Source organism: Streptomyces sp. GL_148, assembly GCF_057834205.1.
On sequence record NZ_CM174396.1, the window covers coordinates 1,356,525 to 1,379,121 of the forward strand.

Annotated in this window: 13 protein-coding genes and 3 rRNA genes; 3 read left to right on the top strand and 13 right to left on the bottom strand. The window is 67.9% G+C overall.

The window, feature by feature from the left end; all coding sequences use genetic code 11:
- Window positions 1-2: 2 nt before the first annotated feature.
- From ftsR to AC3IYI_RS06235, 10 genes are all read right to left on the bottom strand, one after another.
- Window positions 3-776 (bottom strand): transcriptional regulator FtsR, encoded by a 774-nt coding sequence (ftsR, locus tag AC3IYI_RS06190; RefSeq protein ID WP_489409242.1) that lies wholly within the window; start codon window positions 774-776, stop codon window positions 3-5.
- 19 nt (window positions 777-795) lie between these two features.
- The gene (locus AC3IYI_RS06195; RefSeq protein WP_274547808.1) at window positions 796-1,335 is read right to left on the bottom strand and encodes an FHA domain-containing protein; all 540 of its coding nucleotides are present in this window, start codon (window positions 1,333-1,335) and stop codon (window positions 796-798) included.
- A gap of 483 nt (window positions 1,336-1,818) precedes the next feature.
- Window positions 1,819-2,754, bottom strand: coding sequence for a DUF881 domain-containing protein (locus AC3IYI_RS06200; protein WP_489409243.1), 936 nt, complete (start codon window positions 2,752-2,754; stop codon window positions 1,819-1,821).
- Window positions 2,751-3,083 (bottom strand): small basic family protein, encoded by a 333-nt coding sequence (locus AC3IYI_RS06205; protein ID WP_243342106.1) that lies wholly within the window; start codon window positions 3,081-3,083, stop codon window positions 2,751-2,753. The genes AC3IYI_RS06200 and AC3IYI_RS06205 overlap by 4 nt, the downstream gene beginning before the upstream one ends.
- On the bottom strand, window positions 3,080-3,982 hold the full coding sequence (locus AC3IYI_RS06210; protein ID WP_489409244.1) for a DUF881 domain-containing protein: 903 nt from the start codon (window positions 3,980-3,982) through the stop codon (window positions 3,080-3,082). Before AC3IYI_RS06210 ends, AC3IYI_RS06205 begins: the two co-directional genes overlap by 4 nt.
- 133 nt (window positions 3,983-4,115) lie before the next feature.
- Window positions 4,116-6,611: a sugar phosphate nucleotidyltransferase gene (locus AC3IYI_RS06215; RefSeq protein WP_489409245.1), complete on the bottom strand. Its 2,496-nt coding sequence runs from the start codon at window positions 6,609-6,611 to the stop codon at window positions 4,116-4,118.
- Between the two features lie 99 nt (window positions 6,612-6,710).
- On the bottom strand, window positions 6,711-7,301 hold the full coding sequence (gene clsA, locus AC3IYI_RS06220; RefSeq protein ID WP_243342103.1) for a cardiolipin synthase ClsA: 591 nt from the start codon (window positions 7,299-7,301) through the stop codon (window positions 6,711-6,713).
- A gap of 139 nt (window positions 7,302-7,440) precedes the next feature.
- Window positions 7,441-7,558: ribosomal RNA gene (gene rrf, locus AC3IYI_RS06225) — 5S ribosomal RNA — on the bottom strand.
- 74 nt (window positions 7,559-7,632) lie between these two features.
- A 23S ribosomal RNA gene (locus tag AC3IYI_RS06230) occupies window positions 7,633-10,756 on the bottom strand.
- A gap of 286 nt (window positions 10,757-11,042) precedes the next feature.
- Window positions 11,043-12,567 (bottom strand): 16S ribosomal RNA (locus AC3IYI_RS06235).
- The 16S, 23S and 5S rRNA genes sit together here, the layout of an rRNA operon.
- Before the next feature lie 742 nt (window positions 12,568-13,309).
- On the opposite strand from AC3IYI_RS06235, the gene AC3IYI_RS06240 reads away from it, so the two are divergent.
- Both AC3IYI_RS06240 and ptsP read left to right on the top strand, forming a co-directional pair.
- Window positions 13,310-13,759, top strand: coding sequence for a PTS sugar transporter subunit IIA (locus AC3IYI_RS06240; protein ID WP_489409246.1), 450 nt, complete (start codon window positions 13,310-13,312; stop codon window positions 13,757-13,759).
- 72 nt (window positions 13,760-13,831) lie between these two features.
- The gene (gene ptsP / locus AC3IYI_RS06245) at window positions 13,832-15,502 is read left to right on the top strand and encodes a phosphoenolpyruvate--protein phosphotransferase (protein WP_489409247.1); all 1,671 of its coding nucleotides are present in this window, start codon (window positions 13,832-13,834) and stop codon (window positions 15,500-15,502) included.
- Between the two features lie 113 nt (window positions 15,503-15,615).
- On the opposite strand, the gene AC3IYI_RS06250 is transcribed toward ptsP, so the two are convergent.
- Window positions 15,616-16,536: a DUF8829 domain-containing protein gene (locus AC3IYI_RS06250; RefSeq protein ID WP_489409248.1), complete on the bottom strand. Its 921-nt coding sequence runs from the start codon at window positions 16,534-16,536 to the stop codon at window positions 15,616-15,618.
- A gap of 70 nt (window positions 16,537-16,606) precedes the next feature.
- Window positions 16,607-18,586 (bottom strand): acetoacetate--CoA ligase, encoded by a 1,980-nt coding sequence (locus AC3IYI_RS06255; RefSeq protein WP_489409249.1) that lies wholly within the window; start codon window positions 18,584-18,586, stop codon window positions 16,607-16,609.
- A 249-nt stretch (window positions 18,587-18,835) separates the two neighbouring features.
- Between AC3IYI_RS06255 and AC3IYI_RS06260 the strand changes: the two genes are divergently transcribed.
- On the top strand, window positions 18,836-21,397 hold the full coding sequence (locus AC3IYI_RS06260) for a glycoside hydrolase family 31 protein (RefSeq protein ID WP_489409250.1): 2,562 nt from the start codon (window positions 18,836-18,838) through the stop codon (window positions 21,395-21,397).
- A gap of 337 nt (window positions 21,398-21,734) precedes the next feature.
- Here AC3IYI_RS06260 and AC3IYI_RS06265 read toward each other — a convergent pair whose 3' ends face one another.
- Window positions 21,735-22,244 carry an NUDIX domain-containing protein gene (locus AC3IYI_RS06265; RefSeq protein WP_489409251.1) on the bottom strand — a complete coding sequence of 170 codons (510 nt, stop codon included), beginning with the start codon at window positions 22,242-22,244 and terminating at the stop codon, window positions 21,735-21,737.
- Window positions 22,245-22,597 lie beyond the last annotated feature (353 nt).

Sequence of the window (22,597 nt, forward strand, 5' to 3'; positions counted from 1 at the left end):
GATCAGTGCAGCCGCACCCCGAGAGCAGTCTGTACGAGGGCCTCGTGCAGCCGTACGGAGAGCCCCGCGAGCTCCTTCATGGTGGCCTCGGCATGGGCCCTGGTCTGCGGATTGCGGTGCCGGCGCAGCGGCGAGACGACCTGCTCCACCAGACCGGCCTCCCGGTCCGCGGCGGCCTTCATCGCCCGCAGGTGACGCGGCTCCAGACCGAATCGGCCGAGATCGGCCACCAGACGGGCCACGGTGACGGCCTCGGCGTCGAAGCCGCCGCCGGGCGCCTCCGCGATGAGCCCGTAGGACTCCCACTCCACGAGCTGGACCTCGTCCACCTCCGCGGCGGCGATCAGCTCGGCCCGGCCCACCCGGGCCACGGTCGGCCGCTCCCGGCCCACCTCGCCGTAAAGGGCGACGGGGCTCGTGGGGTCGACGGACTCCCCGTGCGCCGTGGGCGACGGGATGCGGATCTGCTCACCCCGCGCGAGCGCGTCGAGCTGCTCGCGGATGACCTTCAACGGAAGGTAGTGGTCACGCTGGAGCCGCAGGACGTGGGCGAGGCGCTCCACGTCGTCGGTGCTGAACTTGCGATATCCGGAAGGTGTGCGCCGGGGCTCGACGAGCCCCTCCGCCTCCAGGAAACGGATCTTCGAGATCGTGACTTCGGGGAACTCGTCACGCAGCATCGTGAGCACCGTGCCGATGCTCACCAGCCGCACGCCCGAGGAGGCGGTACCGGCGGTGCCGCTCTTGGCGGCACCGCCTGCCGGGATACGCAGCATGGGACCTTCCCTTGAAGGGTCAGTGCCCCCGCAGGCTCGCGTAGAAGACCAGCCGGTACTTGCCGATCTGCACCTCGTCGCCGTTGTGCAGGGCGACGGAGTCGATCGGTTCACGGTTCACGTACGTGCCGTTGAGGCTGCCGACGTCGGAGACGGTGAAACCGTCGTGGCTCCTGCGGAACTCGACATGGCGCCGGGAGACGGTGACGTCGTCCAGGAAGATGTCGCTCTGCGGGTGCCGGCCGGCCGTCGTCAGCTCACCGTCCAAGAGGAACCGGCTGCCGGAGTTCGGGCCGCGCCGCACGATCAGCAGAGCGGAACCCGGCGGCAGCGCTTCCACCGCGGCCTGGGCCTCGGGGGACAGCGAGGACGACACGTGCGTCTGTCCCGACACCTCGGCCTCGTAGGCCTCGAGGCCCGAGATCGAGATGGTGGACGTGGTCTCCGAGGCACGCTCCGGCGTCAGACCCGCCCGCAGCGGCGCCCCGCAGTTGGAGCAGAACCGGCTCGCCGCATCGCTGCGGTGCCCGCACCTGCTGCAAATCTGCTCGGCCGACATGGACGGCTCCTCGCGCCGCGGCTGCCCCGCGGAGGCATTGGTGGCATACGGGTCGGAGGCAAACCCTCCACCCGTACTTGAGGTTGATGGTTCACCGAAACCTATGCGTCCGGTACCGGCAGGGTCAACAGCCGACGCGCCGTGCGCGCCCGAAATGTCACCCGCCCCGGCGACCTCGTCGCGGAAGAGCGGCCGGTCGCCCTGCCCTTCCACGTCTCCATGCCCCGCGCGGTGCCTGGCCGCACCGCTTTCCTCGCGGTTCTTCTTGCCGAACAACTTCTCAAACAACTTCACGGGCGATTCCCCTTGACCGAAACAGACCCGCCCGTGGGGCAGGACGAACTCCGAATGCAACACCTGCCGACCCGGACACACTTACAACGTCCGTAACCATCAGACAGTTTCCACCACGCACCGCGACTTCAGCGCGTCGACCCCCCGCAGGCATTGACCCGCGTGAGCCCGTCTCCCGCATCTCGCGCATCACGACGATGACGACCGAGCGTAGTCAGGCTGCTTCGCAGCCCGCAAGGCATCCACGACGATCTTCGCCGGACGTGTGACGCTGACGACCGCCTGCTCCTTCTCCAGCGACTGGACGACGCCACCGGGAATGTTGAGCGCCGGCTCCAGGTCCTGCGGCTTGCCGATCACCTTGAACTCGTAGGGCTGTGTGATCTTCTTACCGTCGATCGCGACCCCGTCCTCCTCGTCCGAGAAGTACGAGTCCGCCACGATCCGCACCCCGTTGATCTGGATGGCCTCGGCCCCGGCGGCCCGCAGCTCCTGGAGGGTGTCCAGCAGCTTGTCCGACAGCACCTGACCCTTGGGGTCCGTGATCTTCAGCACGATGCCCGGCCCCTGCGCCGCCACCGTACCGGCCAGGATCCCGAGTTGGCGTTCCTTCTCCACGGTCTGCTTCCGGGCCTCCTCGGCCTGGTTGGAGCTGCTCTCCAGCTCCCGGCGCTGGTCATCGAGCGTCTGCTTCTCGTCCTCGAGCCGCTTGGTCCGCCCGTCCAGCTCGTCGAGGATCCGTACGAGGTCCTCCTGACGGGCGCCGCGCAGCGCGCTGGAGTCGCTGTTCGACCGTACCTGGATGGCCAGGCCGAGCCCCAGGACGAACAGCAGCACCGCGACGATCAGTTGGGCACGGCTCACCCGCGGCGGCCACAGCCCGGCCGCCAGCCGCTGCCGACCGGTCTGCTCGGGCCCGGTCTCCTCGGGCCCCGTCGGCGCGTACCCGGTCGGCGCGTGCACGCTCGACGCGTCTTCGGTCTCCTCCCGGCCCCGCTCCGCCCCGGGCTCGGGCGCGCGGCCCACGGGCCCTGCCGACGGCTCCAGCGGAGGCTGTGCCTTCGGCCGCTGCGCCGCGGCCCCGGGCTCCTCGGGCGGGGTGTCGTTCGTGCTCATCGGCCTCACGCCCGGAAAACGTGCCGGCGGATGGCCGCGGCGTTGGAGAAGATGCGGATGCCGAGGACGACGACCACACCCGTGGACAGCTGAGAGCCGACCCCCAGCTTGTCGCCGAGGAAGACGATCAGCGCCGCCACGACCACGTTCGACAGGAACGACACCACGAAGACCTTGTCCACGAAGATGCCGTCCAGCATCGCGCGCAAGCCTCCGAACACCGCGTCCAGCGCCGCGACCACGGCGATCGGCAGATAAGGCTCCATCACGGCCGGCACTTCGGGCCGGACGAGAAGTCCGACCACCACTCCGACCACGAGGCCCAGTACCGCGATCACGATGCACCCTTCTGCTGCTCTGCTGCTGTAGCCGTACGTACGGTCAGGCTCGACGCGGCCGGAAGGCGCATCTCGGCCTCGGACGACAAGGAGTAGCGGATGCCGTAGTTCTCCTGCAGCACGTGCAGGTACTGGCCGTCCGCGGAGTCCTGGAAGGCGGTCCCGAGGCGCTTCTTGTCGCCGATCGCCAGCACTTCGTACGGCGGCACCAGCGGCCTGTTGTCGACCAGTATCGCGTCACCCGCGGCCCGGATCGCCGAGAGGGACGTCAGCCGCTGCCCGTTGATCGAGATCGCTTCCGCCCCCGACTGCCACAGCCCGTTGACGATCTTCTGCATGTCGCGGTCGCGGAGCCGCCCGGTGTCCGAGAATCCGGCGCTCTCGCGGGGCTGCGAACCGTCTCCGGTCGTCGAGCCCTTCGCGTCGTCCACCGTGAGCTTGATCCCGGGCCCGTGCACCTCGGTGGCCCCGGACAGCAGCGCCACCAGCTGGCCCTGCTCCCCGCCGTGCTGCTTGAGGGCCTCGCGCTGCCGGCCGGCGACGCTGTCCCGCAGCCGCTCGATGTCCCGCTCCAGACCGTCCGCGTGCGCATCGGCCCGCTCGACCCGGTCGATGAGTTCGTGACGCTCCTTCGCCAGCACCGGCGCGGTCGCCCGCGCCTGCGCGGCGCCCAGGGTGACGACCATGGCGGCGAGCACGAGCCCGGCGGCGAGACCCAGTTTGGCCTTCAGGGTCCGCGGCAGGCCGGACGTGCCCTCGGCCTCGCGCCGGGCCGAAGCCTCCGCGTAGCCCTCGTCGAGGGAGTGGTCCATCACGTGCGTCAGCAGCGACATGGAAGCGTCCGGCCGCGCCGGAGGCGGCGAACTGCGGTTGTGGGGCGGCTGCGACATGCCGCACATCGTCGCATGTCGGCGCCGCTCCCACCGAATGCGGACGCCCGGTGGACCGGACGGGACCTTCGCCCCACCCGCTCCACCGGACTTCCGGCCCTACGCCGCTGCGTTGCGGACTACGCCGTCCCGCGCGGGGCGCTCAGTGCCCGGCGCCGTCCACCACCGCTGCCCAGCCGTCCAGCAGCGCCTGCGCGGACGCGTCGTCGGGTCCCTCGGCCCACAAGTGGGTGACCGCCTCCGCCGGGTCCGGCAGCACCAGGGCCCACCGCCCGTCGGCCTCCACGACCCGCACCCCGTCGGTGGTGTCCACCTGCCGGTCCCCGGCCGCCTCCACGACCCGCCGCATGACGAGTCCCTTCACCGCCCACGGCGTCGGCACGTCCCGCTTGAGCACGTGCGCCCGCGGGATCCGGGCGTCGATCTGGCTCAGCGTGAGCTGCGTCCGCGCCACCAGCCCGATCAGCTGCACGAAGGCGGCCGATCCGTCGAAGACGCTGCTGAACTCGGGAACGATGAATCCGCCCCGCCCGTCACCACCGAAGATGGTGTTCTCCGCCCGGCCCACCCGCGTCAGATCGTCGGGCGAGGTCGTCGTCCACTCCACCTGGGTCCCGTGGTACGCCGCCACTTGCTCGGCGATCCGCGTCGTGGTCACCGGCAGCGCCACCTTGCCGCTGCGCTTCTCGGCGGCCACCAGGTCGAGCAGCACCAGCAGCGCCCGGTCGTCCTCGATGATCCGGCCGCGCTCGTCCACCAGGGAGATCCGCTCGCCCACCGGGTCGAACCGCACTCCGAAGGCGGCCCGTGAGGACGCCACGATCTCCCCGAGCCGCACCAGGCCCGCCCGGCGGGATTCGGCCGTCTCCGTGGGCCGGGACTCGTCGAGCCCCGGATTGACCGTGAGGGCGTCCACTCCGAGGCGGCCCAGCAGGCTGGGCAGCACCAGGCCTGCGCTGCCGTTGGAGGCGTCCACGACCACCTTGAGCCCGGAGTCGGCGACCCCGGTGGTGTCCACGCGCCGCAGCAGCGAACCGGTGTAGGCGTCGAAGACGCTTCCCGGGAACTGCAGGTCGCCGATCTCGCCGGGGAACGCCCGCCGGTACTCCTGGCGCGCGTAGACCCGGTCGAGCTTGCGCTGCTGCTGGAGGGAGAGGTCCGCCCCCCGCTCGTCGAGGAACATGATGTCGACCGAGTCGGGCACTCCCGGCGAGGTCCGCAGCACGATCCCACCGGCGCTGCCGCGTGCGGTCTGCTGCCGCGCCACGGGCAGCGGTACGTTCTCCAGGTCCCGGACGTTGATGGCGCTGGCCTGGAGCGCCGAGATCACGGCCCGCTTGAGCGCTCTCGCGCCGCGGGAGTGGTCGCGGGCCGTGGTGACCGTGGCCCCCTTCTTCAGGGTCGTCGCATAGGCACCGGCCAGCCGGACCACCAGCTCCGGGGTGATCTCCACGTTCAGGATTCCGGTGACCCCGCGCGCGCCGAACAGATGTGCCTGCCCCCGGGACTCCCAGATGACCGAGGTGTTGACGAAGGCGCCCGCCTCGATCGTCTTGAAGGGGTAGACCCGGACGTTCCCCTGGATGATCGATTCCTCGCCGACGAGGCACTCGTCGCCGATGACGGCCCCGTCCTCGATCCGGGCGGCCCGCATGATGTCGGTGTTCTTGCCGATGACACAGCCGCGGAGGTTGCTGTGCGGCCCGATGTACACGTTGTCGTGCACGACGGCCTTGTGCAGGAACGCACCGCTCTTCACGACGACGTTGGATCCGACGACGGTGTGCTCGCGGATCTCCACTCCGGCCTCGACCTTGGCGTAGTCCCCGATGTACAGCGGTCCGCGCAGCACCGCGTCCGGGCTCACCTCGGCCCCTTCGGCGATCCACACGCCCGGGGAGATCTCGAAGCCGTCCATGTCGACCTGGACCTTGCCCTCGAGTACGTCGGCCTGGGCCTTGACGTAGCTCTCATGGGTGCCGACGTCCTCCCAGTAGCCCTCGGCGACGTAGCCGTAGATGGGCCGGCCTTCCTTCATCAGCTGTGGGAAGACGTCACCGGACCAGTCCACCGAGACGTCCGCGTCCACGTAGTCGAAGATCTCCGGCTCCATGACGTAGATGCCGGTGTTGATGGTGTCCGAGAACACCTGGCCCCAGGTCGGCTTCTCCAGGAAGCGCTCGACCTTGCCTTCCTCGTCCACGATGGTGATGCCGAATTCCAGCGGGTTCGGCACCCGGGTGAGGCACACCGTGACGAGCCCGCCCTTCTCCTTGTGGAAACGGATCAGGTCGGTCAGGTCGAAGTCGGTCAGCGCGTCGCCGGAGATGACGAGGAACGTGTCGTCCTTCAGAGCCTCCTCGGCGTTCTTCACGCTGCCGGCGGTACCGAGTGGCTTCTCTTCGTTGGCATAGGTGAGCTCCATACCGAGCTCCTCGCCGTCACCGAAATAGTTCCTGACGAGTGACGCCAGGAACTGCACGGTGACCACGGTCTCGCTGAGCCCATGCCGCTTGAGCAGCCTGAGCACGTGCTCCATGATCGGCCGGTTCGCCACCGGCAGGAGCGGCTTGGGCATGCTTGAGGTCATGGGACGAAGCCGAGTGCCTTCGCCACCGGCCATCACGACGGCCTTCATGTCGGAAGAGTCCTCCTTGAGAGACGGCGTATCGCCGACCTCACCCGTCCCGGACGGTGACTGGACCACTCCCCCGCGTCAGTCAGGCGCCGAGCGAGCTCAATCGGCCGTGGCGTCCGCCTTCACGAGCCGGCGGACTTGCACCACGTAAAGGACTCCTGCCCACCAATAGAGCGTTGTACCCCATCCGGCGAACGCCCATCCGAAAACTGACCCCGTCCAGGCCAACCAGCCCGACCAGGTGCTCACCAGGAGGAAGGGGAACGCGTACATCAGGTTGAAGGTCGCGGCCTTGCCGAGGAAGTTGACCTGGGGCGGCGGATAGCCGTGCCGGCGCAGGATCCAGACCATGACCAGCAGCATCAGCTCACGCGCGAGCAGCGCCCCGGTGAGCCACAGCGGCAGAATCTCGCGGTACGTGAGACCGAACAGGGTGGACAGGATGTACAGCCGGTCCGCGGCGGGATCCAGTAGCCGGCCGAGGCTGCTGATCTGATTCCAGCGCCGTGCCAGCTTCCCGTCGAGGTAGTCGCTGATCCCGCTGAGCATGAGGACGGCAAGAGCCCAGCCGTCGTGCTCGGCCAGGATCAGCCACAGGAACAGGGGCACGCCTGCGAGGCGCGCCATGCTCAGGATGTTCGGAATGGTGAAAATTCGGTCAGTCTGAACCCGAGTCTCCTGGACCTCCACCCGGGGGCCTCCACTGTGACTGTAGAAATATCGAACGGTGCCCCCTGACCCTACAGGAGCCCGTGCACCGGTCCGTAAACGCAGAAAAGCCCCGCACCGAACCCTATAAGGGTTGGTGCGGGGCTTTCCCACAATGATTGTTCGGCGGCGTCCTACTCTCCCACAGGGTCCCCCCTGCAGTACCATCGGCGCTGAAAGGCTTAGCTTCCGGGTTCGGAATGTAAACCGGGCGTTTCCCTAACGCTATGACCACCGAAACACTATGAAGTTAACCAAACCGGATATGACACAGTTCGTTGCTTCAGAACTAACACAGTGGACGCGAGCAACTGAGGACAAGCCCTCGGCCTATTAGTACCAGTCAGCTCCACCCGTTACCGGGCTTCCACATCTGGCCTATCAACCCAGTCGTCTACTGGGAGCCTTACCCTCTCAAGGAGGTGGGAATACTCATCTTGAAGCAGGCTTCCCGCTTAGATGCTTTCAGCGGTTATCCCTCCCGAACGTAGCCAACCAGCCATGCCCTTGGCAGGACAACTGGCACACCAGAGGTTCGTCCGTCCCGGTCCTCTCGTACTAGGGACAGCCCTTCTCAATATTCCTACGCGCACAGCGGATAGGGACCGAACTGTCTCACGACGTTCTAAACCCAGCTCGCGTACCGCTTTAATGGGCGAACAGCCCAACCCTTGGGACCGACTCCAGCCCCAGGATGCGACGAGCCGACATCGAGGTGCCAAACCATCCCGTCGATATGGACTCTTGGGGAAGATCAGCCTGTTATCCCCGGGGTACCTTTTATCCGTTGAGCGACGGCGCTTCCACAAGCCACCGCCGGATCACTAGTCCCGACTTTCGTCCCTGCTCGACCCGTCGGTCTCACAGTCAAGCTCCCTTGTGCACTTACACTCAACACCTGATTGCCAACCAGGCTGAGGGAACCTTTGGGCGCCTCCGTTACTTTTTGGGAGGCAACCGCCCCAGTTAAACTACCCATCAGACACTGTCCCTGATCCGGATCACGGACCGAGGTTAGACATCCAGCACGACCAGAGTGGTATTTCAACGACGACTCCACAACCACTGGCGTGGCCGCTTCAAAGTCTCCCACCTATCCTACACAAGCCGAACCGAACACCAATATCAAACTATAGTAAAGGTCCCGGGGTCTTTCCGTCCTGCTGCGCGAAACGAGCATCTTTACTCGTAGTGCAATTTCACCGGGCCTATGGTTGAGACAGTCGAGAAGTCGTTACGCCATTCGTGCAGGTCGGAACTTACCCGACAAGGAATTTCGCTACCTTAGGATGGTTATAGTTACCACCGCCGTTTACTGGCGCTTAAGTTCTCAGCTTCGCCACACCGAAATGTGACTAACCGGTCCCCTTAACGTTCCAGCACCGGGCAGGCGTCAGTCCGTATACATCGCCTTACGGCTTCGCACGGACCTGTGTTTTTAGTAAACAGTCGCTTCTCGCTGGTCTCTGCGGCCACCCCCAGCTCACGGAGTAAATCCGATCACCAGTGATGGCCCCCCTTCTCCCGAAGTTACGGGGGCATTTTGCCGAGTTCCTTAACCATAGTTCACCCGAACGCCTCGGTATTCTCTACCTGACCACCTGAGTCGGTTTAGGGTACGGGCCGCCATGAAACTCGCTAGAGGCTTTTCTCGACAGCATAGGATCATCCACTTCACCACAATCGGCTCGGCATCAGGTCTCAGCCTTATATGAGGGACGGATTTGCCTACCCCTCGGCCTACACCCTTACCCCGGGACTACCACCGCCCGGGCTGGACTACCTTCCTGCGTCACCCCATCGCTTACCTACTACAAGTCTGGGTCACCGGCTCCACCACTTTCCTTTCCCCGAAGGGTCCGGAACGGCTTCACGGGCTTAGCATCGCCTGATTCGATATTGGGCGTTTCAAAGCGGGTACCGGAATATCAACCGGTTGTCCATCGACTACGCCTGTCGGCCTCGCCTTAGGTCCCGACTTACCCTGGGCAGATCAGCTTGACCCAGGAACCCTTAGTCAATCGGCGCACACGTTTCTCACGTGTGTATCGCTACTCATGCCTGCATTCTCACTCGTGAACCGTCCACAACTAGCTTCCGCTGCTGCTTCACCCGGCACACGACGCTCCCCTACCCATCACAGCGGGCGTTGGCCCTATTGCTGCAATGACACGACTTCGGCGGTACGCTTGAGCCCCGCTACATTGTCGGCGCGGAATCACTTGACCAGTGAGCTATTACGCACTCTTTCAAGGGTGGCTGCTTCTAAGCCAACCTCCTGGTTGTCTCTGCGACTCCACATCCTTTCCCACTTAGCGTACGCTTAGGGGCCTTAGTCGATGCTCTGGGCTGTTTCCCTCTCGACCATGGAGCTTATCCCCCACAGTCTCACTGCCACGCTCTCACTTACCGGCATTCGGAGTTTGGCTAAGGTCAGTAACCCGGTAGGGCCCATCGCCTATCCAGTGCTCTACCTCCGGCAAGAAACACGTGACGCTGCACCTAAATGCATTTCGGGGAGAACCAGCTATCACGGAGTTTGATTGGCCTTTCACCCCTAACCACAGGTCATCCCCCAGGTTTTCAACCCTGGTGGGTTCGGTCCTCCACGAAGTCTTACCTCCGCTTCAACCTGCCCATGGCTAGATCACTCCGCTTCGGGTCTAGAGCGTGCAACTCAATCGCCCTATTCGGACTCGCTTTCGCTACGGCTTCCCCACACGGGTTAACCTCGCTACACACCGCTAACTCGCAGGCTCATTCTTCAAAAGGCACGCAGTCACGACCGTTATTCCGAAGAATAACGGCGACGCTCCCACGGCTTGTAGGCACACGGTTTCAGGTACTATTTCACTCCGCTCCCGCGGTACTTTTCACCATTCCCTCACGGTACTATCCGCTATCGGTCACCAGGGAATATTTAGGCTTAGCGGGTGGTCCCGCCAGATTCACACGGGATTTCTCGGGCCCCATGCTACTTGGGAGATTCTTAAGCAAGCCGCTGATGTTTCGTCTACGGGGGTCTTACCCTCTACGCCGGACCTTTCGCATGTCCTTCGACTACATCAACGGTTTCTGACTCGCCGACCGGCCGGCAGACCGATCAAAAGAATTCCCACAACCCCGCATGCGCAACCCCTGCCGGGTATCACACGCATACGGTTTGGCCTCATCCGGTTTCGCTCGCCACTACTCCCGGAATCACGGTTGTTTTCTCTTCCTGCGGGTACTGAGATGTTTCACTTCCCCGCGTTCCCTCCACACTGCCTATGTGTTCAGCAGTGGGTGACAGCCCATGACGACTGCCGGGTTTCCCCATTCGGACACCCCCGGATCAAAGCTCAGTTGGCAGCTCCCCGGGGCCTATCGCGGCCTCTCACGTCCTTCATCGGTTCCTGGTGCCAAGGCATCCACCGTGCGCCCTTAAAAACTTGGCCTACAGATGCTCGCGTCCACTGTGTAGTTCTCAAGCAACGACCAGCCACCCATCACCCCACCAGACAAGCTGGCGAGTTCACTGGGGCCGGCATCACGAAGATAAAGCCTTACGGCCGTACCCTCAGATACCCAACAACGTGCCAAGCACGATCCCCCGTCAGTGAGTCACTTTCCACGCCGAAGCAGTACTTGTGATCCATCCAGGAAACCGTGCCAACTAATCAACGTTCCACCCTGAGCTGACCGTGCAGAACGTTTGTCTGCAATCGGTACTGTGCTCCTTAGAAAGGAGGTGATCCAGCCGCACCTTCCGGTACGGCTACCTTGTTACGACTTCGTCCCAATCGCCAGTCCCACCTTCGACAGCTCCCTCCCTTACGGGTTGGGCCACCGGCTTCGGGTGTTACCGACTTTCGTGACGTGACGGGCGGTGTGTACAAGGCCCGGGAACGTATTCACCGCAGCAATGCTGATCTGCGATTACTAGCAACTCCGACTTCATGGGGTCGAGTTGCAGACCCCAATCCGAACTGAGACCGGCTTTTTGAGATTCGCTCCACCTCACGGTATCGCAGCTCATTGTACCGGCCATTGTAGCACGTGTGCAGCCCAAGACATAAGGGGCATGATGACTTGACGTCGTCCCCACCTTCCTCCGAGTTGACCCCGGCGGTCTCCTGTGAGTCCCCATCACCCCGAAGGGCATGCTGGCAACACAGGACAAGGGTTGCGCTCGTTGCGGGACTTAACCCAACATCTCACGACACGAGCTGACGACAGCCATGCACCACCTGTATACCGACCACAAGGGGGGCACTATCTCTAATGCTTTCCGGTATATGTCAAGCCTTGGTAAGGTTCTTCGCGTTGCGTCGAATTAAGCCACATGCTCCGCTGCTTGTGCGGGCCCCCGTCAATTCCTTTGAGTTTTAGCCTTGCGGCCGTACTCCCCAGGCGGGGAACTTAATGCGTTAGCTGCGGCACCGACGACGTGGAATGTCGCCAACACCTAGTTCCCAACGTTTACGGCGTGGACTACCAGGGTATCTAATCCTGTTCGCTCCCCACGCTTTCGCTCCTCAGCGTCAGTAATGGCCCAGAGATCCGCCTTCGCCACCGGTGTTCCTCCTGATATCTGCGCATTTCACCGCTACACCAGGAATTCCGATCTCCCCTACCACACTCTAGCTAGCCCGTATCGAATGCAGACCCGAGGTTAAGCCTCGGGCTTTCACATCCGACGTGACAAGCCGCCTACGAGCTCTTTACGCCCAATAATTCCGGACAACGCTTGCGCCCTACGTATTACCGCGGCTGCTGGCACGTAGTTAGCCGGCGCTTCTTCTGCAGGTACCGTCACTTTCGCTTCTTCCCTGCTGAAAGAGGTTTACAACCCGAAGGCCGTCATCCCTCACGCGGCGTCGCTGCATCAGGCTTTCGCCCATTGTGCAATATTCCCCACTGCTGCCTCCCGTAGGAGTCTGGGCCGTGTCTCAGTCCCAGTGTGGCCGGTCGCCCTCTCAGGCCGGCTACCCGTCGTCGCCTTGGTGGGCCATTACCCCACCAACAAGCTGATAGGCCGCGGGCTCATCCTTCACCGCCGGAGCTTTTAACCCCCGCCCATGCAGGCAGGAGTGTTATCCGGTATTAGACCCCGTTTCCAGGGCTTGTCCCAGAGTGAAGGGCAGATTGCCCACGTGTTACTCACCCGTTCGCCACTAATCCACCCCGAAGGGCTTCATCGTTCGACTTGCATGTGTTAAGCACGCCGCCAGCGTTCGTCCTGAGCCAGGATCAAACTCTCCATGAATGTTTACCGGTTATCCGGTGCACACGCACTTAGAGCGGGACAGTCATGTCGGAATAAGACCGACCGTCCACTGCGTCCTCGCTGTGTAATTGCCTGCAGGTGTCAGGGCCGAAGCCGCGACCTCACAGGTCTTTTTTCAAAGGAACCTCATCCACCGAAATGGACGGGGTATCAACTTTTTGGCGTTGATTTTTGGCACGCTGTTGAGTTCTCAAGGAACGGACGCTTCCTTTGTACTCACCCTCGCGGGTTTTCCTCCGGGCTTTTCGTTCTGTTCTGTTCTTGCGTTTCAGACTCTATCAGAGTCTGTCTCGCTTGTTTTCCGCCTTCCAGGTCATCCGCTTTCGCGTTTCCCTTTCCGGCGAGTCCGACTCTATCAGGCCTTTTCTTTCTCTCTGACCACTCTCCGCTTTGCCGAATAGGCATGCGAAAAGGAGGTGAGATCAAGATCAGAACAAGAGAGAGGAGGAGTCCCGTCCATCGGCCGTTCGCGAAATGTTCACGCGGGGCTTGCTGGCGGGAGTCACGACAGTACAGGTCCGCCAGGGCCCAAGCAAATCGATTCAGGCGTATGGTCTAGTCCACCGGTCTAGTCCACTAGTCTCCGTGCCGAAGGACCAGTCCGGTTCGGGACCAACATCGGGCGAACCCGAACATGTTGTGACTTATCCTTCTGGAGAGTACGCCGTTCGCGACAGGTAGTGACGGCGACACGACGAAGCCCCACCCCTGGGAGGCCCCCATGACCAGCGTGACGTCCCCACTTGCCGGGACCGCGATCGGACTCGCGGCAGTGCCCGATCCGGTGTTCTCCGGCGCGATGGTGGGACCGGGCACCGCCATTGATCCCGTGCGCGAGCCTTCGGCGGCCGTGTCCCCCGTAGACGGTGTAGTGGTCTCCCTGCACCCGCACGCGTACGTCGTAGTCGACGGCGAAGGCCACGGTGTACTCACGCACCTGGGCATCGACACCGTTCAGCTCAACGGCGAGGGCTTCGAGCTGCTCGTCAACAAGGGCGACACCGTGACCCGCGGCCAGGAGGTCATTCGTTGGGACCCCGCCGCGGTCGAGGCCGCCGGCAAGTCCCCCATCTGCCCCGTCGTGGCGCTGGAAGCGACTGCCGATTCCCTGTCCGACGTGATCGAGGCCGGAGACGTCAAGGCCGGAGACGCCCTCTTCGGCTGGCAGTGACCTTCGCCTTCTAGACGCACTGGCACATCCAACGCGGCGGGTGGACCCGCCGCTCAATCGGAGACAGGTGAAATGGAGACAACGCTGCGAGGCGTCGGCGTGAGCCACGGTGTGGCGATCGGCGAGGTTCGGCACATGGGCACGGCGGTTCTCGAGCCGCCGGCGCGGCAGATCACCGCGGACGAGGCGGAGCGCGAACAGGGGCGCGCCCGTCAGGCCGTGGAGGCTGTATCGGCCGACCTGATCGCCCGGGGCCAGCTGGCCGGTGGCGAGGCCCAGCACGTGCTCGAGGCCCAGGCGATGATCGCCACGGACCCCGAGCTCATGGCGGACGTCGACCGGCGCATCGCCGTCGGCAGCACTGCCGAGCGCGGTGTGTACGACGCGTTCGCCGCCTACCGTGACCTGCTCGCCGGTGCCGGTGAGTACATGGCCGGCCGCGTGGCCGACCTGGACGACGTGCGCAACCGCATCGTCGCGCGCCTGCTCGGCGTGCCGATGCCGGGTGTGCCCGACAGTGACGAGCCGTACGTGCTGATCGCGCGGGACCTGGCTCCCGCCGACACCGCTCTGCTCGACCCGGCGCTGGTCCTCGGTTTCGTGACCGAGGAAGGCGGCCCGACCAGCCACAGCGCGATCCTCGCGCGGGCGCTGGGCGTGCCGGCCATCGTCGCGCTGCCCGGTGCCGGTGAGATCGCCGAAGGTACGGTCATCGCCGTCGACGGCAGCACCGGCGACCTGTTCGTGGAGCCGAGCGCGGCGAAGCGGGCCGAGCTGGAGGCCGCGGCCGCCGAGCGCAAGGCCGCTCTCTCCGCGTCTTCCGGTCCGGGCGCCACGTCCGACGGTCACAAGGTGCCGCTGCTGGCCAACATCGGCGGCCCTGCGGACGTGCCGGCTGCCCTCGATGCCGGGGCGGAGGGTGTGGGCCTGTTCCGCACCGAGTTCCTCTTCCTGGACGACAGCAAGCACGCGCCGACCGAGGAGAAGCAGGTCGAGTCGTACCGCAAGGTCCTCGAAGCCTTCCCCGAGGGCCGTGTCGTCGTACGCGTTCTGGATGCCGGCGCCGACAAGCCGCTGGACTTCCTGACCCCGGCCGACGAGCCGAACCCGGCTCTGGGCGTCCGTGGTCTGCGTTCGCTGCTCGAGCACCCGGACGTGCTGCGTACGCAGCTCACCGCGCTGGCCAAGGCCGTCGAGGGGCTGCCGGTCTACCTCGAGGTCATGGCCCCGATGGTGGCCGACCGCATCGACGCCAAGGCGTTCGCGGACGCCTGCCGCGAGGCCGGTCTGAAGGCGAAGTTCGGTGCGATGGTGGAGATCCCCTCCGCCGCGCTGCGGGCGCGCTCGATCCTCCAGGAGGTCGAGTTCCTCTCGCTGGGCACCAATGACCTGGCCCAGTACGCCTTCGCCGCCGACCGTCAGGTCGGCGCCGTTTCACGGCTGCAGGACCCGTGGCAGCCCGCGCTGCTCGACCTGATCGCCATGTCGGCCGAGGCCGCCAAGGCCGAGGGCAAGAGCTGCGGCGTCTGTGGCGAGGCCGCCTCCGACCCGCTGCTGGCCTGTGTGCTGACGGGTCTGGGTGTCACCTCCCTTTCGATGGGTGCCGCTTCGATTCCCTACGTGCGGGCGACGCTGGCCAAGTACTCCCTCGCGCAGTGCGAGCGTGCGGCTGCCGCCGCGCGCGCCGCGGACAGCGCCGAGGAGGCCCGGATGGCAGCTCAGGCCGTGCTGTCCGGCGAGTAGGACGAGCAGGACGAGTAAGCACTGCGTCGGCTGGTGTGGCGCGACGTTCGAGGGGCCTTCGCCGGTGGCGGGGGCCCCTCGGCCGTTGCCGGGGTGGGCGGGGCGGGCCCGGCTCAGTGGTGCGGCGGGCCCGGTTCGTCCACCTCGTAGCCGGGGCAGTACTCGACGCCGGGCTCGGGGCCCACGGGCTCTCCGGTGTCGGCGTCGGTGCAGTAGGCGTTGAACACGGCCGCCGCGGAGAGGGGTACCAGGCGGCCGCGGTCCAGCCGCCAGCCGTGGACGCGGTCCCGGTCACCCTCGGTGGTGCTGCGCAGGACCAGTCCCCCGGGCCCGCCGAGGGCCAGGCCCGCGGCGAGGACGGTCACGAAGTCCAGGCCGTCGCGGCCGTCCACCCGGGGCCGGCCGCCCGGGCCGGTGTCGGCGTGCAGGACCGCCACGAGCTGTTCCTCCTGTGCCGGGACACTGCACACCAGGTGGTGGTGGCCCGGGCCGGCCCGGGCCACCAGGCGCCGGAGCACCTCGGTGGCGCGCTCCAAGGAGGCGGTCCCGATGTCCTCCCCGCAGTCGGCGCAGCGGCCCACTTCGGCCAGCAGCGAGCTCGCGTACTCCCAGGTGGCCTGCCGGACGGCCGCGTCCACGAGGAGCGGGACCAGTTCGTCGATGGGCTGGCCGGCATACGGGAGGCCGCCGGTGGCGCCGCCCAGTACGGCGGTGAAGCGGGTGCGGGCTCCGGGGGTGTCCGGATCCAGTCCGCGGTCCGCGCAGTAGTCGGCGTACTCCACCGGGTCGAAGAGGGCGATGGTCGTGTGGATGCCCTGGGCCGCGAGGGAGCGGAGCAGCCGGTCCACGTGGTCCAGGTAGTCGCGGTGGTCGTCGAAGGCGAAGCTGCGGTACCCGCGCATGGCCGCGAAGTCCCCGGCGTCGGCCAGGAGGCCGACGGTGCTGGGGACTTCGCGGCGCAGGGTGCGGCGCCTGCCGGTGCGGGCCGGACGGCCCGTGGTGGCGGCGGTTCCGGTGTCGTTCGAGCGTGGCATGGTTCCCCCTGAGTGACGCGATCGCTTGCTCACTCAGAGTAATCATCACCACTGACAGTGGCCGTTCGCGTCAGCCGCGGGTGCGGGCGAGCTCCTCGTAGAAGTGCAGGAGGTCGAGGTTGTCGACCGAGCCGGGGTTGACCGCCTTGGCCATGGGGGCGCCCTGGAGGAGGCGCTTGACCGGGACCTCGATGCGCTTGCCGGTGAGGGTGTGCGGGATGCCCGGTACCTCGATGATCTCGTCGGGGACGTGGCGCGGGGAGAGCTCCTCGCGGATCGTCGCCTTGATCCGGGAGCGGAGGGCGTCGTCGAGGACGGCGCCGGGCGCAAGGTGGACGAAGAGCGGCATCCAGTACCCGCCGTTCGGTTCCTCCAAGCCGATGACCAGGGATTCCTTGATCTCGGGCAGTCGCTCGACGGCCTCGTAGATGTCCGCGGATCCCATCCGGACGCCCTGGCGGTTCAGGGTGGAGTCGGAGCGGCCGTGGATGACGACGGAACCGTGCTCGGTGATCGTGATCCAGTCTCCGTGGCGCCAGACGCCGGGGAACATCTCGAAGTAGCTGTCGCGGTAGCGGCTGCCGTCGGGGTCGTTCCAGAAGCGGATCGGCATGGACGGCATGGGGTTGGTGACGACGAGCTCGCCGACCTCGCCGGTGACGGGCTTGCCGGAGGGGTCCCAGGCCTGGAGGTCCGTGCCCAGGCAGGCGGCCTGGAGCTCGCCGATGTGGACCGGGAGGGTGGGGACGGCGCCGGCGAAGCAGCTGCAGACGTCGGTGCCGCCGCTGACGGAGGCGATCCAGAGGTCTTCCGCCACCTCGTCGTGGAGCCAGCGGAAGCCGTCGGGCGGCAGCGGGGACCCGGTGGTGGCCACGCACTTGACCGAGGAGAGGTCGAAGTCGCGGGAGGGGTGGACTTCCGCCTTGCTGCAGGCCATCACGTAGGCGGCGGAGGTCCCGTAGAGGGTCGCCTTGGTCCGCTCGGCGATGCGCCATTGGGCGCCGGTGTCGGGGTAGCCCGGGCTGCCGTCGTAGAGCACGACGGTGGTTCCGGTGAGGAGGCCGGAGACGAGGAAGTTCCACATCATCCAGCCGGTGGAGGTGTACCAGAAGAAGCGGTCCTCGGGGCCCAGGTCGCAGTGCAGGCCGAGCTGCTTGAGGTGTTCGAGGAGGATGCCGCCCTGCGACTGGACGATGGCCTTGGGCAGGCCGGTGGTGCCGGAGGAGTAGAGGACCCAGAGCGGGTGGTCGAAGGGGACCGGTTCGAAGACCGGCTCGGTCTCGCCCGAGGTGAGGTCCGACCAGTCGAGCGCGCCCGCGGGGGCCGGCGTACCGAGGAGCGGGATGTGGACCACGGCGCGCAGCGAGGGGAGCTCGGCGCGCAGTTCGGCGACCGTGTCGCGGCGGTCGTGTTCCTTGCCGCCGTAGCGGTAGCCGTCGACGGTGAAGAGGACCACCGGCTCCACCTGCTGGAAGCGGTCCAGGACGCTGCGGGCCCCGAAATCGGGAGCGCAGGAGGTCCAGACGGCGCCGACGGCGGCGGTGGCGAGGAGTGCGGTGACGGCCTCGGGGATGTTGGGGAGGTAGCCGCTGACCCGGTCGCCGGGGCGCACGCCCAGGGCGCGCAGTTCGGCGGCGAGCGCGCCGACCTGGCGGCGGAGCTCGGCCCAGGTGACGGGGGTGGGCTCGTGGGTCTCGTCCACGTGGAGCAGGGCCGCGTCGGCGGCGCGGGCCGGGTCCTCGGCGGCGCGCAGGGCGTGCTCGGCGTAGTTGAGGGTGGCGCCCTGGAACCAGGCCGCGCCCGGCATGGACCGGTTCGCGAGGACGGCCTCGTACGGGGTGGTGAAGCGCACGTCGAACCACTCGGCGACGGCCTGCCAGAAGGTGTCCAGCTCGTCGACGGACCAGCTGTGCAGGGCCGGGTAGCCGCCGTCCGCGGGGGCGCCGTGGTGTTCGGCGGCCCAGGCCTGGAAGGCGGTGATCCGGGCCGCGGCGATCCGGTCGGGGCCCGGGGACCAGAGGGGCTCGGAGGGGGTGGCTGCTGCGGTCATGCGTCGGCTCCCGGTCACGTCGGCGGTTCGCGCCTCGTGGGCGTGTCGTGGTCTGGCGTGGTGTGTGGCGTCTGGTGTTCGTACGGTGCCATCGCGCGCGGGGTGTGCGCACGGGGGCTCACAGGGACGATGCCATGTGATCGACATCCGCACCAGAGCCGTCATCGACGGTCGGCTGTGATCCTTTTGCGGGTGAACGGCAGTTGAACGGCGCCTTCTGGGCCAGGTGGCGGTGGCAGGGTGGGCGCCATGGACGGTCGTGGGCTGGTGCGTGCGGTGAAGGACCTCGGCGGCGAGCGGGGGCGGCGCGCTTGGCGCTCCGCGTGGCGCAACCGGCGCGTGGACGCGGCGGGGCTCGCACCCCGGGGCGCGGAGCGGGCGCGGGTGCCGGGTCTGCTGACCGGTACGGAGCCCCGGCCGGGTGGTGGGGTGCTCCGGTTCACCCGTTCGGAGCTGCTCGTCCGGGTCACCGTGGGCGGGGCGGTGTTCTGGAGCTGGGACGGCACGGCGCCTACGCCCTCGTACGCGGTGGTCGGCAGCGGGCCGGAGCCCGATCCGCGTGCCGTGCTGGAGCCGGACACCGACGGGGGCTGGCGGGTGGTGTCCGAGCGGGTGACGGTGGCGGTGTCCCGGCACGGGGCGGTGGAGGTGCGCACGCCCGGCGGGGCGGTGCTGCGGCGGGATCTGCCGCCGCGGTGGTGGGAGCCGGTGGGCTCCGCCGGGTCCGGGGGTGATGCGGCCGGGCCGGGGAGCGGGGGCGGAACGGATGGCGGGGCCGGTGCCGACGGAGCCGACCGAGCCGGCGATACGGACCGGGCCGCGGGAGCCGGCAGTTGCGCCGGTGGCGCGGGCGAAGCCGACGGGACCGGCCGCGGGGGCGGAGCGAGCGGGCAGGTCGGCGGCGCGGGAGCGGAAGCCCGCGGTGGGGGCCGCGGGGGCGGGCGGTGGTTGTTGCGTAGTGAGGTGGCGGCGGACGCGCGGGTGTTCGGGCTGGGCGGGCGGGCGGTGGGGCCGCGGTTGCGGGACGGGAGCTACCGGCTGTGGAACACCGATCCCGAGGGTGGGTTCGGATCCGGTTCCGGCGAGGAACCCCTGTACATCACGATGCCGGTGCAGCTGGTGGTCGCGGACGCGGGTACGCACCTGGTCTTCCACGACAACTCCTGGGACGGGCGGGTGGTGTTGCGGGAGGGCGAGGAGGGCGCCGGCTCGGGGGCGGACCGGCCCGGCTCCTGCGAACTGCGCATGGAGGGAGGCCCCTTGCGGTGCTGGGTGCTGGTGGGGCCGCCCGGGCGGGTGTTGCAGGGCTGGTCCGGACTGACGGGCGGGGCGGCCGTGCCGCCGGAGTGGGCGCTCGGGTACCAGCACGCGCGGTGGGGGTTCGGGAGTGCGGTGGAGGTGCGCCGGATCGTGGCGGGGTACGCCGAGCACGGGCTGCCGCTGTCGGCCGTCCATCTGGACATCGACCACTACGACGGCCACCGGGTCTTCACCGTGGACCGCGAACGGTTCCCCGATCTGCCCGGGCTGGCACGGGAGTTGGGAGAGTCCGGTGTCCGGCTGGTCTCCATCGTCGACCCGGCGGTGAAGGCCGGCGACCCGATACACGACTCGGGGCTCGCGGTCGGCCCGCACGGGGCCTTCGTACGGGACGCGGCGGGACGGGAAGTGCGGGGCGAGGTGTGGCCTGGCGAGTGCGCGTACCCGGACTTCACCGATCCGGCGGTGCGGCGGTGGTGGGGCGGGCTGTACGGGGAACGGCTCGCGCAGGGCTTCGCCGGGGTCTGGCACGACATGAACGAGCCGGTCTCCTTCGCCCCGTTCGGGGACCGGACGCTCCCCCGCTCCGCGCGGCACGCGCTGGACGGAGCCGGCGGGGACCACCGGGAGGCGCACAACGTGTACGCCCTCGCGATGGCGCGCGCGGGCTGGGAGGGGCTCGTACGGCTGCGCCCGGCGGAGCGGCCGTTCCTCTTCTCCCGGTCGGGGTGGGCGGGGATGCAGCGGTACGGGGGTACGTGGTCCGGTGACGTGGAGAGCAGTTGGGACGGGCTGCGGGCCTCGCTGGCGCTGGTCCTGGGTCTCGGGCTGTGCGGGGTGCCGTACTCGGGGCCGGACATCGGCGGCTTCTGGGGTTCGCCCTCACCGGAGTTGTACCTGCGGTGGCTGCAACTGGGCTCCTACCTGCCGCTGTTCCGGACGCATGCGGCGATCTGGGCGGGGCGGCGGGAGCCGTGGGAGTTCGGGGAGGAGACCACCCGGGCCGCGCGGGCCGCGCTGGCGGAACGGGAGCGGCTGCGGCCGTACTTCGTGACGCTGGCCCATCTGGCGCGGCGGACCGGGGCCCCGTACGTGCGGCCGCTGTGGTGGGGGGCGCCGGAGGACCGGGCGCTGCGGGACTGCGAGGACGCGTTCCTGCTGGGTGACGCCCTGCTGGTGGCCCCGGTACTGGAGTGCGGGTCGGACCGGCGGGCGGTGCGGTTGCCGCGCGGGCGGTGGTACGACACGGCGACGGGACGGGCGTACGAGGGGCCGGGCCAGATCCTGCTGGACGCCCCGGCGGACCGGATCCCTGTGCTGGCACGGGCCGGCTCGCTGCTGCCGGTGCGGGTGGCCGACGGGTCGGTGGGCCTGGAGGCGTGGGCCCCGGCGCGGGGCCGCACGGGCGGCGGGTTGGTGATCCGGGACCCGGGGCCGGGCTTCGAGCCGGGCGAGGTGGAACGGTACGTGGTGCGGTGGGACGGGGACGCGGTGGTGGTGGAGGACGAGGCCGGGGAGCGGGTGGAGGGGGTGGTGCTGCGGGGGCTTTGAGGGGCCTGCGGGTGGAGCGGCGCTGGCGTCGGGGCAGCCGGTAGCCGCCGGCGGGGGCGGGCGGGGAGGAGTTGCGGCCGGGGGCCGAGGCCGGGGGCCGAGGCCTGCGCCGGGGGCCGAGGCCAGGGCCGGAGGCCGAGGCCAGGGCCGGGGGCCAGGGCCGAGGCCTGCGCCGGGGGCCGAGGCCAGGGCCGGGGGCCGAGGCCAGGGCCGGGGGCCGAGGCCGGGGCCGGGTACCAGGGCTTAGGCCTGCGCCGGGGGCCGAAGCCGGGGTCGGGGCCGAGGGCCGGGCAGGTGCCCGGACCGGGACTGGGGCCGGGCTAAGCCGTGCGGGTGCTCACGTGTAGCGGCCTTCGAACCACGCGGCGGCGGCCTGCGTGTGGAGCGGGAACGCCAGGGGCTCCGGGCTGCGCAGGACGTGCCAGCCGGTGGTTTCGTCCGTCGGGGCCGACGGCGGGAGGGAGGCGGCGGGGCGGACGGGCAGCAGGCCGAAGACGAGCAGGTGGCCGGCCGGTGAGCTCAGGGTGTCGGCGAGGGCGACCTCGGACGCCGGGGCGTAGATGCCGGTCTCCTCGCGGAGTTCGCGGACGACCGACTCGCGCCAGTCCTCGCCGAAGTCCATGAATCCGCCGGGCAGGGCGATGCCGCCGCGAGCGGGCTCGATGGTGCGGGTGATGACTACCAGGCCGGTGCCGAGCTCGTCCTCGACGGGGAGCAGGGCGACGGCGACCGGGAGGGGGTTGCGGTAGGCGACCGCTCCGCACGAGGGGCAGGTACGGGGCCAGTCGGCCGTATCGAACAGGGCCCCACAGGCGGAGCAGTGCGAGTCCTTCAGGTGCGCCGGCATGCGGCGATGGTATGCCAAGGGGTATGCAGATGGCCGTCGTTGCGGGATGGGTGAGCGTGCTGGGAGTCCTGGCGGCGGTTACGCCGGGGGCGATGGCCGCACCGGGCAATCCCGGGACAGTGGCGCCCGCGTCGGTGGGCAGTCCTCCTGGCGTGCTCGGCACACCGGGAGCGGTGACCGCGCCAGGGGTCGCGGGCAGTTCCAGGGTGGGCACGCCCGGAGCGGTGACCGCGCCCGGAGCGGTGACCGCGCCAGGGGCGGCGGTCACGCCAGGGGCGGCGGTCACGCCCGGCGGTCCCGGCTCGGTGACCGCAGCCGGGTTGGCGGGCAGTCCCAGAGTGGTGGGCAGTTCC

Coding starts and splice junctions, on each gene's coding strand:
- ftsR (WP_489409242.1), bottom strand. CDS start 776: ATGCTGCGTATCCCGGCAGGCGGTGCCGCCAAGAGCGGCACCGCCGGT.
- AC3IYI_RS06195 (WP_274547808.1), bottom strand. CDS start 1,335: ATGTCGGCCGAGCAGATTTGCAGCAGGTGCGGGCACCGCAGCGATGCG.
- AC3IYI_RS06210 (WP_489409244.1), bottom strand. CDS start 3,982: ATGTGCGGCATGTCGCAGCCGCCCCACAACCGCAGTTCGCCGCCTCCG.
- AC3IYI_RS06215 (WP_489409245.1), bottom strand. CDS start 6,611: ATGAAGGCCGTCGTGATGGCCGGTGGCGAAGGCACTCGGCTTCGTCCC.
- AC3IYI_RS06240 (WP_489409246.1), top strand. CDS start 13,310: ATGACCAGCGTGACGTCCCCACTTGCCGGGACCGCGATCGGACTCGCG.
- ptsP (WP_489409247.1), top strand. CDS start 13,832: ATGGAGACAACGCTGCGAGGCGTCGGCGTGAGCCACGGTGTGGCGATC.
- AC3IYI_RS06250 (WP_489409248.1), bottom strand. CDS start 16,536: ATGCCACGCTCGAACGACACCGGAACCGCCGCCACCACGGGCCGTCCG.
- AC3IYI_RS06255 (WP_489409249.1), bottom strand. CDS start 18,586: ATGACCGCAGCAGCCACCCCCTCCGAGCCCCTCTGGTCCCCGGGCCCC.
- AC3IYI_RS06260 (WP_489409250.1), top strand. CDS start 18,836: ATGGACGGTCGTGGGCTGGTGCGTGCGGTGAAGGACCTCGGCGGCGAG.
- AC3IYI_RS06265 (WP_489409251.1), bottom strand. CDS start 22,244: ATGCCGGCGCACCTGAAGGACTCGCACTGCTCCGCCTGTGGGGCCCTG.